Source organism: Aquimarina megaterium XH134 (genome assembly GCF_000520975.1).
GTDB classification, from domain to species: Bacteria; Bacteroidota; Bacteroidia; order Flavobacteriales; family Flavobacteriaceae; genus Aquimarina; species Aquimarina megaterium.
This window is the reverse complement of record NZ_JACB01000004.1, coordinates 125,087-142,791: the sequence shown is the minus strand read 5'-3', so window position 1 is coordinate 142,791 and position 17,705 is coordinate 125,087. Positions and strand designations below refer to the sequence as shown.

General features: G+C 31.1%; 20 protein-coding genes. 18 read left to right on the top strand and 2 right to left on the bottom strand.

All coding sequences use genetic code 11. The features are described 5' to 3' along the window. Window positions 1–99 precede the first annotated feature (99 nt). The 14 genes from Z053_RS27985 (at window position 100) to Z053_RS0105660 (ending at window position 9,137) form a co-directional block, all read left to right on the top strand. Window positions 100–354 (top strand): hypothetical protein, encoded by a 255-nt coding sequence (locus tag Z053_RS27985; protein WP_035095212.1) that lies wholly within the window; start codon window positions 100–102, stop codon window positions 352–354. Window positions 355–365: 11 nt separating this feature from the next. Continuing rightward, window positions 366–581, top strand: a complete 216-nt coding sequence (locus tag Z053_RS31835; RefSeq protein WP_025664082.1) for a hypothetical protein — start codon at window positions 366–368, stop codon at window positions 579–581. Window positions 582–906: 325 nt separating this feature from the next. Further along, window positions 907–1,386, top strand: coding sequence for a hypothetical protein (locus Z053_RS0105715; RefSeq protein ID WP_025664081.1), 480 nt, complete (start codon window positions 907–909; stop codon window positions 1,384–1,386). Between the two features lie 343 nt (window positions 1,387–1,729). Continuing rightward, complete coding sequence (locus Z053_RS27980) at window positions 1,730–2,002, top strand: hypothetical protein (RefSeq protein WP_025664079.1); 273 nt, start codon at window positions 1,730–1,732, stop codon at window positions 2,000–2,002. 297 nt (window positions 2,003–2,299) lie between these two features. Next, window positions 2,300–2,446 carry a hypothetical protein gene (locus Z053_RS31335; protein ID WP_160170051.1) on the top strand — a complete coding sequence of 49 codons (147 nt, stop codon included), beginning with the start codon at window positions 2,300–2,302 and terminating at the stop codon, window positions 2,444–2,446. Between the two features lie 65 nt (window positions 2,447–2,511). Continuing rightward, entirely contained in the window at window positions 2,512–2,658 is a 147-nt protein-coding gene (locus Z053_RS31330; protein ID WP_160170050.1) for a hypothetical protein, read from the top strand. A 91-nt stretch (window positions 2,659–2,749) separates the two neighbouring features. After that, complete coding sequence (locus tag Z053_RS0105690; protein WP_025664078.1) at window positions 2,750–3,781, top strand: MvdC/MvdD family ATP grasp protein; 1,032 nt, start codon at window positions 2,750–2,752, stop codon at window positions 3,779–3,781. Beyond that, complete coding sequence (locus Z053_RS0105685) at window positions 3,753–3,965, top strand: hypothetical protein (protein ID WP_025664077.1); 213 nt, start codon at window positions 3,753–3,755, stop codon at window positions 3,963–3,965. The genes Z053_RS0105690 and Z053_RS0105685 overlap by 29 nt, the downstream gene beginning before the upstream one ends. Further along, window positions 3,962–4,975 carry a grasp-with-spasm system SPASM domain peptide maturase gene (gwsS, locus tag Z053_RS0105680; RefSeq protein ID WP_025664076.1) on the top strand — a complete coding sequence of 338 codons (1,014 nt, stop codon included), beginning with the start codon at window positions 3,962–3,964 and terminating at the stop codon, window positions 4,973–4,975. Before Z053_RS0105685 ends, gwsS begins: the two co-directional genes overlap by 4 nt. Then, complete coding sequence (locus Z053_RS0105675) at window positions 4,950–6,167, top strand: hypothetical protein (protein WP_152538266.1); 1,218 nt, start codon at window positions 4,950–4,952, stop codon at window positions 6,165–6,167. Before gwsS ends, Z053_RS0105675 begins: the two co-directional genes overlap by 26 nt. A gap of 54 nt (window positions 6,168–6,221) precedes the next feature. After that, window positions 6,222–6,635 (top strand): hypothetical protein, encoded by a 414-nt coding sequence (locus tag Z053_RS0105670; RefSeq protein ID WP_025664074.1) that lies wholly within the window; start codon window positions 6,222–6,224, stop codon window positions 6,633–6,635. Then, window positions 6,592–6,846, top strand: a complete 255-nt coding sequence (locus Z053_RS32185) for an SPASM domain-containing protein (RefSeq protein WP_081748220.1) — start codon at window positions 6,592–6,594, stop codon at window positions 6,844–6,846. The genes Z053_RS0105670 and Z053_RS32185 overlap by 44 nt, the downstream gene beginning before the upstream one ends. A gap of 22 nt (window positions 6,847–6,868) precedes the next feature. Next, entirely contained in the window at window positions 6,869–7,726 is an 858-nt protein-coding gene (locus tag Z053_RS0105665) for a hypothetical protein (RefSeq protein ID WP_035095210.1), read from the top strand. Between the two features lie 487 nt (window positions 7,727–8,213). Further along, window positions 8,214–9,137 carry a sterol desaturase family protein gene (locus Z053_RS0105660; RefSeq protein WP_051475994.1) on the top strand — a complete coding sequence of 308 codons (924 nt, stop codon included), beginning with the start codon at window positions 8,214–8,216 and terminating at the stop codon, window positions 9,135–9,137. A 64-nt stretch (window positions 9,138–9,201) separates the two neighbouring features. On the opposite strand, the gene Z053_RS0105655 is transcribed toward Z053_RS0105660, so the two are convergent. Continuing rightward, window positions 9,202–10,047 (bottom strand): DUF5694 domain-containing protein, encoded by an 846-nt coding sequence (locus Z053_RS0105655; RefSeq protein WP_025664071.1) that lies wholly within the window; start codon window positions 10,045–10,047, stop codon window positions 9,202–9,204. 766 nt (window positions 10,048–10,813) lie between these two features. Here Z053_RS0105655 and Z053_RS29875 point away from each other — a divergent pair. Further along, window positions 10,814–11,428: a Crp/Fnr family transcriptional regulator gene (locus Z053_RS29875; protein WP_025664070.1), complete on the top strand. Its 615-nt coding sequence runs from the start codon at window positions 10,814–10,816 to the stop codon at window positions 11,426–11,428. A 36-nt stretch (window positions 11,429–11,464) separates the two neighbouring features. After that, entirely contained in the window at window positions 11,465–12,073 is a 609-nt protein-coding gene (locus Z053_RS0105645; protein ID WP_025664069.1) for a Crp/Fnr family transcriptional regulator, read from the top strand. Window positions 12,074–12,145: 72 nt separating this feature from the next. On the opposite strand, the gene Z053_RS0105640 is transcribed toward Z053_RS0105645, so the two are convergent. Further along, window positions 12,146–13,297, bottom strand: a complete 1,152-nt coding sequence (locus tag Z053_RS0105640) for a helix-turn-helix domain-containing protein (RefSeq protein ID WP_025664068.1) — start codon at window positions 13,295–13,297, stop codon at window positions 12,146–12,148. Between the two features lie 524 nt (window positions 13,298–13,821). Here Z053_RS0105640 and Z053_RS0105635 point away from each other — a divergent pair. Further along, window positions 13,822–16,026: a peptidase domain-containing ABC transporter gene (locus tag Z053_RS0105635; RefSeq protein ID WP_025664067.1), complete on the top strand. Its 2,205-nt coding sequence runs from the start codon at window positions 13,822–13,824 to the stop codon at window positions 16,024–16,026. A 228-nt stretch (window positions 16,027–16,254) separates the two neighbouring features. After that, window positions 16,255–17,547: an HlyD family secretion protein gene (locus Z053_RS0105630; protein ID WP_025664066.1), complete on the top strand. Its 1,293-nt coding sequence runs from the start codon at window positions 16,255–16,257 to the stop codon at window positions 17,545–17,547. Window positions 17,548–17,705: the final 158 nt, after the last annotated feature.

The window sequence follows — 17,705 nt, the reverse complement described above, 5'->3', positions numbered from 1 at the left end:
TTCATGAATTACACCTCCGGAATTCATGAATCACGATATCCTCTCCTTGCACTAACGTAATTCTCCCTGTTATATTTGACTCAACAAAAAACAACCAACATGGAGTATTTAGAATTTAACAGCAAACATAAGTTTATGTCCGATATCTTAAAAACGTTACACTTTACTATGGATACTTTTATATATAACCTGGCTAATCATAGCCCATATGAGATGCTACTCTATCGATGGATCAATAAATTATATACCAAAGGGATATCCAGTGAAGAAGCCATACAACTCATCTATAAAGCACGTAATATACTATTACTTACTCCCAAAAATAGTTGGTGTAGCCCCCCAATTTTATCATAAACCACCTACTTATGTTTATGCATTATAACCAACTGTGTACTACACAAAAAGCTTTGGTACATCGCAAATTGATAGCAAGAACAAAAGCCCCCCAAGAGATCGTATGTAAAGTACTTAACCACATTAACCCCATAATTAAAATAAATAATCAGGATGTGCTTATGATGTACTATATGATGAGTAAAATAGAGCAGAGAATACAGGAAGAAATGATGAATTATAAATGAAGTCGGAAGTCAGGTTTCGGATGACGGGGACTGGAAGCTAAGAAATAAAAAAGAAAAAGGTAGGAGTAATTTATATAGCTAAGCATAGTTGAGTTTGTGTACATATCCCATTTTTAATTGCTCCTACTTCTTTTTTAAAAATGTAAAACTGCAAAATGATAAATGAAAACAGTATAAAGTTGGAAGTCAGGGGTCAGAAGTCAGAAGTTAGAAGTTAGAAATTCAACACCTCGGACATCAAACACCGGACAACAAAAAACTATCAACTAACAACAAAATTTATCTCAATACTCAATACTAATATCTAAATACTAAAAATAAAACAATGAGAAACATCATTCAAGATTTATTAACACAAGAAGAAAGAGATCAGGCGGGGCAACTAGTAGCACAATTAGAAGCCATGTTTACTAATAAACTAGCAGCCCTAACCGAAAAAGAACGAGGGAGCTACAAGGCCATTAATGAAACCAATAAACTATTTGTAAATAAGGTTTGGGATTATCGCCAAAACAGTAGTACACTTAGTTCTCCCGATGTAGATTGGGAAGAGTTTGAAAAAGATTATAAAGCTCGCGTATTTGCAGAAAACCTATTAGGTCGTTTAGAAAGCCTGGCCTATAGATTAGAAAGCACCAAGATCCTACATGATTATGATAATTACCAGGATGCGCTTAATGATTATGCGTATTCGCAATATAGCAAAGGAGCAGGAAAACCGGGGTTTACCGAAAAAGTAGCAGAACTGAAACAGTTTTTTAACCGTACCAGAAGTATCCCAAAGTCAGACAATACAGAAGAATAGGTAAAAAAGACCTTCTGATGGGGCAAAAAGACGCTTCGTTAGGCTCGGACGTCTCAAAATTAGACATAGCAGTCCCAAAATTGGGTGTCGTACCTCTAATTTTAGAGAACAGAGTCTCAAATTTAGACTATAGGGTCTCAAAATTGGACCTCGAAAGTCTAAATTTTCATCAAAAAGGTCCAACAGAAAGTCAAAAAGCCCAAACCACTGATGAACAGCATACAAATTTTAAGTAGAAGGGTTCAAATTTTAACCCGGGAGGTCGAAAATCCTACAGTAACCACCAAATTTTGACCTCGGAGGATTAAAAATTGCAAAAAATAAAATAAAGGGAAAACACATTATGAACATCATTATCAAACAGATTGAGCTTATAGAACGAATTGATCAACTTATTCGCCTACAAGCCACAGGATCACCAGATGATCTTGCGTATCGATTAGGAATCTCTAAAACGAAATTGTATCGCATTATCAATACCATGAAATCTCTGGGTGCCCCTATAGAATATGATATTGCTATACAGAGTTTTGTCTATGCAGAAGCTGTAGGGTTTACATTCGGGTTTTATCCAAGACAACATAAACATAAAAAGCTACATCCTTTTGTGGGATAGAAAAATGACACCTATAAAAGTAGAAAATATCGAATACTGAATAATGTCACACTGAGCCTGTCGAAGTGGATTGGTATATGAAAGTAAAAAACAGTAAAACGTTGATCTCAATACTAAATAAAAAATATGAAAGTGAAAAGTCCGAAGTCAGGAGTCAGGAGCTAGAAGTTAGAAATAACACCTCGAACATCAAGCATTAGACAACAAACAACAAGACTAAAAAACACGTTGCGCAACGTATGGCGGAAACCGAAAAGCCTTTATTAGAGTAGGTATAAAATTAAAATTCTAAAAATCATGAAAAGTTTAGATGATAAATTTTTTGACTCGCAAAAAATCAACAATTTAAGAGCTATTATTGGAGGGGGAAACACTTGTTTAATGTGTAGCCACGATGGTCATATAATACATGATGGTGATCGATCTGATCCAGATATGGTATAACTTAATAATTTAGGCAGTATCCGAATAGCCTTTAATATAGTAGGAAAAATTAAAAGTTTATAATTATGAAAAGTATAAATGATAAATTTTTTGATTCGCACAAAATTAATAATCTAAGAGCCATTATTGGCGGTGGAGCTACTTGTCAATATACACGTAAAGGTGATCATGTACTACATGATGGTGATATATGTGATCCTGACCCAGTATAAACCTACATATTGTTTTTTAAACATAATAAGGTGCTGTTTTATCTGCAGCACCTTAAATACAAAACTATATAAACTTTAGATTCCATCGAATATGGTTCTTATTTTAAGTAGAGAAAGTGCAGAAATAACTACAGATGTAGTCATGGATTGGTTAAATTATTATAATGTGAAATGTTTTAGACTAAACGGAGAAGATTTAGTCAATGGTAAATGCATTATAAACTTCCACTTGAATGATACTAAGACAAAGTGGTATTTTACGGTTCAACATGAGGATATCTTTTTTGATAGTGATATGATCAATGCCGTATGGTTTAGAAGATCATTTGATTGGGACATAGAAAAAAGATTTTGGGAACCTACTTCAACTATTGAGCATTACAAATTTTTAGAAGAATTAAACAGACATCATCAAACAGAAATAAGGGCTGTTTATAATCTTATAGAAGAAGTATTAAGAGATAAATATTGGTTAAATCAACCTTCTAAGTCAGGTTCAGATAAATTTAAAGCCTTAACAATAGCTAAGCAAATTGGTTTTAAAATCCCTAATACGCTAATAACTAACAATCTTAATCATTTAACTGATTTTATTCACACAAATAAAAACTGTATTACAAAAGCTAGTAAAGAAGGTGGATTAATATTGGGGTCAGATTTTGGAATATCTACAATGACCAATAAGGTGACTCAAGAAACTCTTCTTTCTTTATCCCGAGATTTTTTTACACCATCACTTTTTCAAAAAGAGATTCAGAAAGAATTCGAAATCCGGGTTATATATATTGAAAATCAAATATTCGCAGCAGGCATTTTCTCTCAATCAAATGAAAAAACTAAGGTTGACTATCGACATTATGATGATGAAAAACCTAATAGATTACAATTAATTAGTTTACCCGAAAATTTAGCGCAAAAGATTAATCTATTAATGAAGCGTTTACAATTGAATTTCGGTTCAATAGATATTATAAAAGATAGTAATGGCCATTATTATTTTCTTGAAATTAACCCAGTAGGTCAATTTTTAGGTATTTCTGACGTATTGGGATTAAAAGTTGAAAAAATAATTGCTCAAATTTTAAAACAAAACGATGAAATTAGAAGAATACAAGAGGTTTAGAAATAAGAATGGTTTGCTTTTTGGTTTCTTAATATCTAATAAAGAAGCTATTGTAAATGTTAATCCGGATATCGAATCGCCTATTGAAAGAAGGTACGCAGATGAAGTAAAAAAATATAGGACCGTAAGGTTTAATTGTCAAAAAACCGGAACATTATTATCTAAATTAAAAATCAACTTATGAATTTAAATACCGATTTACATATTAATGTATATAGCACCTGCAAACTAGTTAAAGGAAAAAAAAGAGGTACTTTATCTGATTTACATAGAAGTAGAATTGAGCTTATCCCTAATGAATTAATAGATTTGGTTAATGAATTTAAAGGAAAAAAAGTATCAGATATTCTTAAAAAAAATTATACTCCCAAAGATCTAAAAACTATAGAACAATATTTTGATTTTTTAATTGACAAAGAGATTATTTTTTTGTCAGAAAAAACAATCTCTTTTATCTCTTCTGATGAAACTTATGAATCTCCAAAAAAACTACTTTCAACAATAATAGATATTGATACAAATTCTACCTACAATGTATCTAAAACTATATATAAAATTGATGCTATAGGTTGTGACAATATTCAAATACGGTTATACGGTTGTGACATTGATACCAATACATTAGAATATATCGTTTCTTTATTCAAAAACACCTCATTTAGACATGTAGAAATCTTATTAAAATATAATAAGATTTCTTTTAAAAGTTTTCATGAAATACTTAAATATTCTAACCGCGTTTCTATGGTGTATTTTCATAGTTATGATCAAAAAGATAAGGTCGAAGAGATCGATTCTATAACATACATATATACATCAGAGAAAATTGTATCTTCTGATTTTTGTGGTTATATTATGCCTTTCTATTTTGATGTTTCTCCTATAACTTATTATATAGGAGAGCGCTATAATACATGTCTTTATAAAAAAATAGCAGTAGATGTTAACGGAAATATAAAAAATTGTCCTTCTATGGCTAATGATTTTGGAAAAATTGATTCTTCAGATCTTGATGAAATCTTAAATACTCCCAACTTTAAAAAATATTGGAATATAACAAAAGATAAAATAAGTGTTTGCAAAACATGTGAATTTAGAAAAGTTTGTACGGATTGCAGGGCCTACCTTAAAGAAAATGAACTCTATGAAAAACCTAAACATTGTGAATATGAACCTGATTCCCCGAATTGGTAAAAAAGATTGTATCATACTACTTATAGTATGTTGTTTATATACGCCTTCATTTTCTCAATTAAAAGAGATCATGGCATTATCTACAAAATCTAATAAGGAATTTATTTCTAAAACAGGAGATATCAATTATATAGCACCTTATCTATTACTAGAAAAGGATACTTTGGATCATCCGTTTAAGAAACAATTGCAAAATGAATATTACGCTACTCTTCATTTGTTTAATAAAATGACTACCTCCCCTATACCCAAAAAAAAGATTACCGATCTTAATGTAGTAGTAAAAAAAGCTAAACAGGAAATCTTAAAACAGACGATCTCAAAAAAGGTAGTGATGTTTAATGAAGAACATCATAATCCATATCACAGAGTATATGTAGAAACATTTCTTAAAGACCTTAAAAAACAAGGCTTTACTGTTTTAGCCCTAGAAACATTGGCATGGGAGGATAAAGAGCTAAATAGCAGGAAATATCCTATCAGCAAATCTGGAACTTATACTAAGGAACCCTATTTTGCAAACCTAGTAAGAAAAGCTCTCGAATTGGGATATAAAGTGCTCCCCTATGAAAGTAAGGAAATAGTAGATAATATGAGTATCTCAATAAGAGAAAAAAATCAGGCTGATAATCTTGCAAATATTGTAACTAAAGAATTGGGTAATATATTGGTGCTGGCTGGGTATTCGCACATTGCAGAAAGACCGATAGCATCTGGTCATGGAGGAGCGAATGAGTGGATGGCTTCTATTCTTAAAACAAAATATGGTATAGATCCATTAACCATAGATCAAACAGAAATGATAAACGAAGAAAACCTAAATACGGTTACTATACCCTTACTAGCTAATACATATTATGTCCCTGAAGAATTTAAAGGAGTGTATGACATGTGCCTGGTTTATCCAAAAGAAGTAGAATACCTGCATAGGGAATTAGGTAAAAAAAAGGTTGATATTATTATACTTAATAATGAATATGTAAATACGAATACACTAATTCAGTTCTATATAAAACAAGAATATGAAAAATATAAAGACAAAGCCATTCCTTATGAGCAATTTATGATCGAATCTACAAAAATGAATCTTTATTTAGATTCTGCAAAAAGATATATAATCCTCCTTAGAGATAAAGATTATAAAGTAATTACTAAAAAAGAAGTTTCTGATTTTAAATCAATTAAGCTTTAGTGATCATAGAAAGAGTTCTACTGATGCCATATTCTATGTGTAAAACAATAAAAAATGAAAAAAATAATATTCCTATTAGTTTTAGTTCTGGTATTTTCCTGTAAACAGCAAAAAAAGGAAATCATAACTGAAGTTAGTGCCAAAGAGCTTACTGTTGAAGAAAAAGCTCAATACACAGCTTTAAAAAATGAAGCTTGGAAACTCTACGAATCCAAAGATTATCTACAATCTGCTAAGAAATACTCAGAAGCTTTTAGGATAAGTAGATACTATGGAAACACAACAGATATGTATAATGCTGCATGCTCCTGCGCCCTAACCAAAGAAGTAGACTCTGCATTCGTACACCTATTACGAATTGCCGAGAGTGGGGATTATACCAATTACAACCACATTACGACAGATAGTAATGCAATAGCATACTATAAACCCAAATGGAGATATCCAACAATCACCTTTTACCGATAAAGTTTTTGGTAACATAGAAACAAAATCTTTACTATCAATTATTTCAAATCAAACGTTTCAGGAATATTGGGATATACCCAAAGACAAAATAGAAGTTTGTAAGGATTGCGAATTTAGATATGTTTGTAATGACGGTCGTATGCCTTTAAAACGAGATGATAAGATGTATTATTTTGAAGAAATTTGCACATACAACCCTTATAAAAACTAATTAAGAAATAAAAAAACTAGCCATGAAAATAGTATTAAGGTTATTCATCTTAACCATTGTAATGACAAGTTGTAAATCAGATTTTGAAAAAAACCATAAGGATTATAAACTTATTAAGGAAGAAGGTGTATTTGTTGAAGTATTTGACTCTACAAATGTTAAACCTACCAGATATACAGATAACAACAATATTTATAGAAAAAAATTAGAGTTCATATATTCTTACGAACATATTACAAAAAATAATATCAAATACTATTTCAAAGAGGATCCATCAATAGACGGATGGAAGCATTCTTGGAAGTTTGTTTCTACCGACTCTATAGATGAAAACACCATTCTAGAAGTTAAGATCAAGATAAATGAAGGACTTGAACCTATGATACAATATGAACCAGATTATAATCAAACAGTTGCTCAATATAGCTACTTAACAAAGGATGAATCATCAGCTTTTAACTCAATTTCGGGAATTATAGAAAATGAAAAAAACGTATGGATGCATCCACCAAGGGATAAATATTTTAGGATTCTTGAGTTAAATCCGTTTCCGTACATACAAACCCCTTTTGAAGTTGGAAATATATGGAAATGGAATTTAAAGATAGGAGATTCTTGGGCAGACAAAAGATGGTTAACCTGGGAAGGAGGAATTGAAAATAAGTATGTTTATGAAATAACGGGGAAAAAGAAAATAAATACAGCTTTTGGTAAATTAGAGTGTTATACTATTGATGCCACAGCAACAAGTAGGCTAGGTGAAACCAAATTAACTTCACTTTTTAATACTGAATATGGTTTTATTAAATTATTTTATACAAATATTGATGGAAGTAAGACTACATTACAACTTGATAAAGTAATAAAACATAAAAATTAAAGATGAAATAGACTTTAATAAAGAAAAAGAAACTATAGAAAACAAGCATTTTATATAGTTGTGAACTTAAACCTTTAGATTAATTTTCAGGAATTTTATTAAAACCGATTAAGTAGAGATATCCATTAAAAAACATACTAAATGAAAAAAATCATATCTCTCCTATTCCTTTTACAGCAAATTCATCCCTCTAAACATCCTAAAAAAACAAGGGAAAACACCTATTGTTATTAGTAGGGGTTTATGTTACTTTTAGAGTACTACAATTACATCCCAGAAGATAGTGATGCAATAGTATACCCATAAGAAAAAAGAAATCAGCACTATCACGGATACATTGATTGAATAAGAGTCTAATTCAACATTCTTATACCTCCCAATCAATATTTTGCCATATAAAACAGCACATAGATACCTCGATGTGACTCCTTAAAAAAGGAAGTTGTACCCCCTATTTATATTTTAATTGTTATCAAAAATTAATACTATGAAAAAGTTAAGTATACAAACGTTCTTTGATTATCTCTCTGATGTTGAATTTTACATAAAAATCACACTTGCTTGTGTGTTATTTCAATGGATATTTGTTCACCTATTCGAAGGGTTTCAACTTACGCTAATTTCTAAGATTCTTATATATTGGGGAGTAAATCTATCCTCATATTACATCATTGCTTTTTTGATAGAAAAGGTAATTAAGAAAAACCACAAGCTCACTAAAAAGCTAAATACCAGGGTAACCAAGGTAAAAAGTCAGCCTTATAAGCATCCGCCTGCCAAACTTTTTTTTCTATCTCTTTTTCAAAACCTTATGATTTCTAGTGGGGTGATTATCATACTTAGAGAGGTACATCGAGAGGTTAATTTTGTCGAAAACTGCGGTTGGTTTCTCCTTAGTATTGTGGTTACCGATTTTGCCTTTTTTGCCCACCACTACTGGTTCTTACATAATAAGAAATTTCCAAAATTGTTTAAAATTCACGGTAAACATCACCGTTATCGAGATACTTCTGGCTTTGTAACTGCTTATAAAGATTTTGCAGACCAGGTGATCAATTTTGTTTTTGCAGATATGGTGGTTCTTATTCTATTTGGTTTTGATTTTTACCAATTACTCGCCTGGACAGTAGTTATCAATCTATTTAACATAGAAGGACATAGCGCCGTATCCCTATTTTTTATAGGCTCTGATTTTCATGATAGGCATCATACCAATTATAGAGGTAATTATGGTATACAGGGGCTTTGGGATAAGATTTTTGGTACGTTTATAAGTAAGACAAGAAAGACTGGGGTTTTCTTTCCTTCTAATACACTTGGCAAATACTTTTTGGAAAAGAATAAAAAGCATATCAACAGTATAAAAAAACCAAAGCAAAAAGCTTATATAGGCGATATGTATAAGGGTTGAGCTTATTCTTTAAACGCAATAGCCCGGATTATAAATCCGGACTATCAGATATTGGTAAACGTTTTTATAAACTATCAAATTCTACAAAATCATATTCTGGTGAGCTTTCTAGTAGATGTCTTAAAACTGCTGCATGTCCGTTCCCAATAAGTACAAGGATTCTATCCTCATTATTTTCTGTGATTTTTTGTAATTTTCTAAAGATTCTTACATTTCTATTATACCACCAGAACGATAAAATATCAGCGCCTCTTTCGTTATCTAGCTTAAAATCTCCAACAAGATATGCTCCGTATCCATATAAATGAGATTCTCTTGAGTTTAGGTGCTTGAAATAGTCTAATAAATTAGTTTTTGGGATGATCTCATCTTCTCCTTTATACCAGTTAAGAGTCATTTTTCGGTACGGATCATCATTTTGAAAGTCAAAATCTTTATACAGTTTTTTAGTATAAATAGAATCTAACTTCTCTATGTCGTCGCTCATAGAATTTGCATCAATAGCATATAGCGTATCTAATTTTAGTTCGTTTGCAATACGCATTCCTATTTGAAACCGTTCATCCCTTTGGTCTCTATATTCTCCACCTTTGTATTTTTTTAGTTTTCTTGTGGCATTCCATTTTGGTGTAGCTTCTATTGCTATTTTATTGGGTTTAAACTTCTTAATATAATTTACAAGTTCATTAACCTCAGATTTTTTGGGTTCTTTTAATACATCTATTTGATTTTCGGGAGTCACTTTAACCACATCTAATCCTGGGTAATTAAAGTGAAAAGTACCGACCATTAGAACTTTTGCCTTTTCTTTTGGATAATATTCTGATGCCTTTTTAATTATTCTGGTTTTATTTTCTGAAGAACAGGAAAGTATACTAATTACAAGAAATAATATCGTAAGATGTTTCATCTGCTTATTTTTTTATATAGAGTAAGAACAAATTACTTTTGAAAATGTTACACTATTTGGTATAAAGGTTTGTCAACAGTGTTGTATCGAGTAGGTAAGAGATGTTGTATTTGATAGTGTGAGTTTACAATCTCTGTCATGCAGCAAAGGGTTGAAACAATTACGGATAAGTTGACAGTTTTTTACGCTAAGGAATATGTATAATTAGGTAAATATTGCTATAATTTTAAACTCGAAAGTTATTTCTTGATGAGTACTCAAGTTCTTATTAAAACACCTATTTCTATTTATTTATAAGGAGCAAATTTCCTATCAACAAAAATACTTCATAAAAAACTGTTCAGATACCTGTTATTTTGTTCTGATTTCGGAAATCAGAACTTTTTTAAGCTAAAAATTTACAAAAAAAATGAATTTCCGAAATATATTTGTTTTAACATAACAAACCAACTCAACTTAACTTAACATGAAAAAGAAAACTAACTTCCTCATTCCCTTGCTTTTTTTATATTGATTTTTTATTAATCTATTTCTCTATATGTTTTATAAGTATTCATAATGAATACTCTATAACAAATTCTATGTTATATATTTCATTTAGTGAAATTTGAAAACTCCTATTACTTCTTATCAATATGCAGTGAAATACTCGATAGATATATCCTATCTATCGAGTATTCGAAAAGTTATTTTTATTTGCCCAAACTCTTAAAATTAGCAAAAGTTTTCCCCTATGTGATTTTCACATGCTAAATTTTTAAAACCTATGCAATTCATTAAACAATTACAACTAGAAAAAGACATTACCAACCAAATAGCTAAACATTCTACCATAAAAACTTATTCGAACGGAGAGCAAATTATATTTCAAAATATTCACAAGGATCAAATTTCATTTATAGACTCTGGTTTGATTAAAGTCTATATTGAAGAAGAGAACAGTTCATTATTCTTATATCATCTCGAATCAAAAAGAAATAACATCCTTTCTCTTATGAATATTTTTAGCAATGCTCCTTCTCAGGTTTCTATGATGGCATTACAAGAAACCACTCTTTATTGGGTTCCTAATTCGATAATCCGAGAACTCTTAAGAAAATCTCCAAAACTTAAATCAGCCATTTTTAAATCCGATTGCTACCTGCATCAAAACCTGATAAATACTATCAAAAAAATGACTTTACACTCTAAGGAAGATCGGATTTATGACTATCTAAAAATAAAATTAGAACACCATAAAGTCAAAAAAATTAAGGTCACTCATATGCAACTAGCTAAAGATCTTAATTTTTCTAGAGAAACCATATCCCGAGGTTTAAGAAATCTAGAAAAAAATGATAGAATAAAACGAGCATCGGGATGGATAAGTATATCTCTTTAATAATATATCTCTGATTCTAAGTTAAATTTTAGAAAAATGAATGTAATAGATAAAACATATTTTAAAGAAGAACTCATTAACTTACTGCAAAAGGAAGGTTCTACAAAAAAATTTCGTTCTGGTAAAGAAATTACTCCAACTGATGATATACATGATCAAGTTATATTTTTAATTCAGGGAAGTATTAAAGTTTTTATCAAAAATGATGACAAAAAAATATTCCTCTATCTTCTCGAAGATAATCAAACACATTTTTTCTATTCTCCTAATAAGGATATTCTAATGCAATTTCAGGGAGAAATAGTAAAAGATTGCATTTTGACCTGTATCCCTAGTGAAATATTAGTAAAATGGGTAGAGAAAAAGCCCCAACTCAGGGATTTTATGATAGCATATCAACAAGAAAAATACATCTTTCTTTTAAACACTATCAAAATGCTAATAGAACAACCTCTGAAAATGAGATTACTTGAGTATATCACACTAAAATCAATTCAATATAACAACAAAAATATCCATATTAACAAAAATGAAATCGCTATAGACCTGAACACCTCACGTAAATCAATCTACAGGGCTATAAATGAATTAGAAAGAGATAAAAAAATTATTCAGAAACCTCGATCTATTATTCTTTTAATTTAAATCTTGAACAGCTTCAAGAAAGCACTATATCATCTAACAGATATAGTTAGCTTAAGAAAAAACAGTCTCACCTTATTTCTTAATGTTCTTAAGAGACTTTTTATATTTTAGAGGAGTCGTACCTGTATACTTTTTAAAAAAACCATAAAAAGCACTTTTGCTTTGAAATCCAACTTCTATTGCAATCCCTTCTATAGATAAGTTTTTTAAAGAATCCGATTCTAAAACCTCAATTACCTTCTTAACTCTATGTGTATTAATATATGTATTAAAATTCTGATTGTATTTTGAATTTATAATTTTAGATAGTTGTTTAGGATGAATCCCTAACCTTTCTGCAGCATCAATTATAGTGAGATCAGTTTTTGTATATCCTTTTTCTTGAATCATGAATGCTTCTAATTCTTTAAGAAGCATATTGATTGATCGTAAATCTTCTTCTAGTTCTGGTTCTACAGTTGTAGGCTTTTTTTGTTTTGTAGTTAAAACCTTAGATTTATCGGTTAGCAACCATATTATATTTTGTTGAAAAAAACCATGAATTGAGACCCAATATAATAAACCTATATTTATAATGGTCATAACAAATTGATAGTAATGATTCTGTATAATCAAAGGAAATAATAGCTTTAACGCAATACCAAGTGTAACATAGCACAACCCCAGAACAATATATGTTTTTGCCCATTGCAATTTCTTATATTCTATAGCTGTATATTGATTATAAAGCTCGGCAACATGCTTTTTTAGTAATCGTATTGTAGCAAAACCAATTATTAACCCATATAACGTCCCCAATACGTTTAAGATATTACAAATCACTTTTAAAATATTAATATCATGTCCAATGTATATGTATACAACGTTAAAAACGAAAATGAATAATACTGGTATTAATATTTTATAATTAATTTTACTCTTAGCTAAAATCGATATCTGTTTTACATACAAATAGAACAAAGGAAACAATAGCAAAGCTAAAACCGAAAGTAAAGCAACCAAACTACTCAAATCCCAACCTTTATCTTTTAATCCTATGTTACATATAGGCACTAGTAGCTCCAAACTATAAACCAGAATAAAAATACTTAGAAGAAATATTGATTTATTTATTTTTATATAATTTCTAATTAATAAAATAACTCCGAATATAATCCCATGAATCAATCCTATCAAATTCAATAAAACACTCAGTAAAACCAGAAGGCTATTATTCTCTTTCATATCAAATTAAGATAAGTTTTATACAAATTTCAGAATACATTTTCAGTGCTTATCTATTAAAAAAACCTCTTCTTTTTAACTAAAAAACTAAGGAATTATGAAGTTTCTGATAAAATATTAACAAAGATATAGACTCTTATTAACAAAAAATGTGATTTATGGGACAACGATCACATTTTTATTAAAAAAACCAACCACATTATTACAAAAAGAATATGAAAACCCAGTAAGTATCTGAAATTTATGAGTGATTTCTGGGTAACAAAAAGGCAATACAAGACACTTGTTTATAAAGAAATGTGATAGATCAGCGTGAAGGATAGTAGCGGCATCCTTTTTTGTATTTGTTCTCTTTTTTTTGGTTTAGGAAAATGCATAAAGAATAATAAAAAAGATATAGCGAATAGCCTGACCCTTGTAGGGTCACGCCCCAAAACATGGTATTAGTATTATAGAAAAGAATTACTTTACTTTGTAGATAGATATATTATCACACAAAAATCAATTTAATTTAAAAAAGCTTAATGCCTAAATTTCCATTTTACAAACAAGCAGAGTCGAAAGATTGTGGACCTACTTGTATTAAGATTATCGCAAAACATTATGGAAGAGTTCTCAATACTCAAAAACTTAGATCATTAAGTGAAACCACCAGAGAAGGAAGTTCTCTCTTGGGACTTAGTGATGCGGTAGAGGAAATAGGCTTTAGATCCCTGGGCGTAAAACTATCGCTAAACAAATTAGACGAGGTACCTCTCCCCTGTATTGTACACTGGAACAAAGTACACTATGTGGTCGTCTATAAAATCAAAACCTCGCGAAAAGGTGATATGACCATTTATGTCTCTGATCCTGCTCATGGATTGATAACCTATACAAAAGACGAATTTATAAAAGCATGGATCGGTAATAACGCCGATGAAAATACAGAAGAAGGTGTTGCCTTACTGGTAGAACCTACTCCTAATTTTTATAGTGATAATCTAGATGAAGAGGATCAAAAATTTGGTTTTAAGTTTATATCTAAATACATATTTAAGTACAAAGCTTTTCTTTTTCAGCTGGCATTAGGTCTGGGGGCAGGAAGTTTATTACAACTTATTACTCCGTTTTTAACACAGAGTATAGTCGATGTCGGGATTAAAAATCAAGATCTTAATTTTGTATATCTCGTACTGATTGCAATGCTTTCTCTGTTTATTGGGAGAACATTAATCGATGTACTTAGAAGCTGGATTTTACTTCATCTAAGTACACGTATTAATATATCGCTGATATCAGATTTCTTTATTAAACTCATGAACCTGCCTATCTCCTATTTTGATGTAAAAATGACAGGAGATCTTTTACAAAGAATTAATGATCATAAACGAATCGAGCAGATACTAACCATGTCTTCTTTAAACGTGCTATTCTCGATGGTAAATCTTATCGTGTTTAGTATCGTCCTGATCTATTATAGTGTTCCTATTTTCGGTATTTTTGCAATAGGAAGCACGTTCTATTTTGCCTGGATACTTGTTTTCTTCAAAAAACGTAAAAAACTGGATTACAAACGCTTTTCGCAAATAAGTGAAGAACAAAGTAAAGTTATCGAACTGGTCAATGGTATGCAGGAAATAAAACTGCATAACGCTGAAAAAAGAAAACGATGGAACTGGGAGTTTGTACAGGCAAAACTGTTTAGAATATCTATCGAGAATCTGGCACTGGAGCAATACCAAAGTGTAGGATCTTCTTTTATCAATGAGCTAAAAAATATCCTGATTACAGTTTTCTCTGCAAAACTGGTTATAGATGGTGACATCACATTGGGTATGATGCTGGCAATTACTGCCATTGTAGGGCAATTAAATGCTCCTATTTCGCAATTAATTAATTTCTTAAGAGAGTTGCAGGACGCACAAATTTCTTTAGAACGTCTGGGAGAGATTCATAATAAAGAAGATGAAGAACACCCTGGTGATGAAAAGATTAGAGAAATCTCGGCAAATTCTGGGTTTGAAATCAAAAATCTAAGTTTTAGATATGTAGGAGCCGATAAACCGGTATTAGAAGACCTCAGCCTTTCTATTCCTGCTAATAAAATCACGGCTGTAGTTGGAGTTAGTGGTAGTGGAAAAACCACACTTATGAAACTCCTTCTTAAGTTCTATGAGCCAGATGAAGGGCAGATTTATATTGGTTCTCATGATTTACATAATGTATCCCAAAAAGCCTGGAGAGATCAATTTGGGGTGGTTATGCAAGAAGGATATATTTTTAATGATACTATTGCTAATAATATTGCAGTAGGAGAAGATTATGTAGATAAGAAAAAATTGGCGCATGCCGTAGATGTTGCAAACATCAAAGAGTTTATAGAATCACTCCCGCTTTCTTACAATACCAAAATAGGAATGGAAGGCGTAGGACTAAGTACCGGGCAAAAACAAAGGCTGTTTATAGCCCGATCGGTATATAAAAATCCTAAATATTTGTTCTTTGATGAAGCTACTTCTGCTCTTGATGCCAATAATGAAAAGGTGATCATGGAAAAACTGGATACCTTCTTTAAAGACAAAACTGTAATGGTAATAGCACATCGATTGAGTACTGTAAAAAATGCACATCAGATTGTTGTTTTAGACAAGGGTAAAATTGTAGAAGTAGGAAATCATGAATCCTTAATCAAAGAGAAAGGAAATTATTATCACCTGGTTAAAAATCAACTCGAATTAGGGAAATAATACTTGAATTAGGAATTAGATGAAACGAATATGAAAAATCCTTAGATTAGAATATCAAAACTGTATCGTACATGACAAAATTGAATGTTATAGAAATGAGTTGGTTTGTCATTCCGGCGTAGGCCGGAATCCACTTGATTTAGTACGGTGCAAAAAATAGATCCCAGTCTAAACTATGATGACAAATAACATTAAATTAAAAAAAATCGCAATACATAGCTAAACATTATGCCAGACACTTTAGACGACATACAATTACGTAGTGAAGAAGTACAGGAAATTCTAACCCGGGTTCCGCATTGGATGATACGATGGGGGAATCTATTGATTTTGGTATTAGTACTACTGTTATTATTTCTTTCCTGGTTGGTTAAGTATCCCGATGTAATACCCGCAGAAGCGATTATCACGACTCGAATACCACCACAAAAAGAATATGCCAAAACCAGTGGTAAAATAGAATCTCTATTCGTTAAGGACAATCAAATCGTACCCAAAAACACTCCTCTGGCGATATTAGAAAGCAGTGCCAATTATAAAGATGTGTTTTTGCTTAAATCTATTGTAGATACCATTAAAGTAAATACGAAATCATTTACATTTCCTATCGATGAGTTACCGGTCTTGTTCCTGGGAGATATCGAAACCAGCTTTGCTTTATTCGAAAACAGTTATTCTGAGTATATTCTGAATAAAGAATTACAACCTTTTTCTAATGAAGCCATAGCAAATCAAACCTCCTTATCAGAACTCTACAGGCGCTTAGAAAGCCTAAAGGCCCAAAAAAGGCTAGGTAAAGCAGAACTGGAGTTTAAACGAAAAGAGCTTCAGCGTCAAAAAAACCTATTCGAAAAAGGAGTAATCTCTGCACAGGAGTACGAAAGCAAAGAACTCGATTACCTGAGAACTAAACGTAATTATGAAAATAACGACGTACAGCTATCTCAAATTAACGAGAGTATTAGTAATGCTACCAAAACATCAAAAGGCACAGAAATCAACAAAAGAAAAGAAGAAATTAATCTGTTTAAAAAGGTATTACAATCCTTTGGGCAACTAAAGAAAAGCATTAAAGACTGGGAGTTACAATACGTGCTTAAATCTGATATCGAAGGTCGTGTTTCTTTCCTTAATTTTTGGACAGAAAACCAAACCGTAGCCTTGGGAGATCTTGTTTTTATCATTATCCCTTCGGAATACTCTTCTTACCTGGCAAAAATCAAAGCTCCTTCTCAGAATTCGGGAAAAATAAAGGTCGGACAAACAGCAAATATTAGATTAGAAAACTTTCCTGATAATGAGTTCGGAACGCTGAAAGGTAAAGTTAAGCACATATCCCTGTTACCAGATAAAGATGGGCTATATCTTATTGATGTTGAATTGCCCGAAAAACTAATTACTACCTATGATAAAGAAATTCCTTTTAAACAGGAAATGAGGGGTGTAGTAGAAATTGTAACTGAAGACCTTAGACTTATCGAACGTTTCTTCTATCAGTTTAGAACATTGATGGATAAGTAAACGTGAGTTCGACCTAAGAAAATTTACGTCAGTCAGAGTGATTTTCGATAGAAAATTGTACTTCGACCAAGCTCAGCAGAACTATCGAAGACAAGTAAATTTTCAAGCAAAAGCCTTGCCATCCTGAGCTTCGTCGAAGGGTCGATACAATTTTTCTT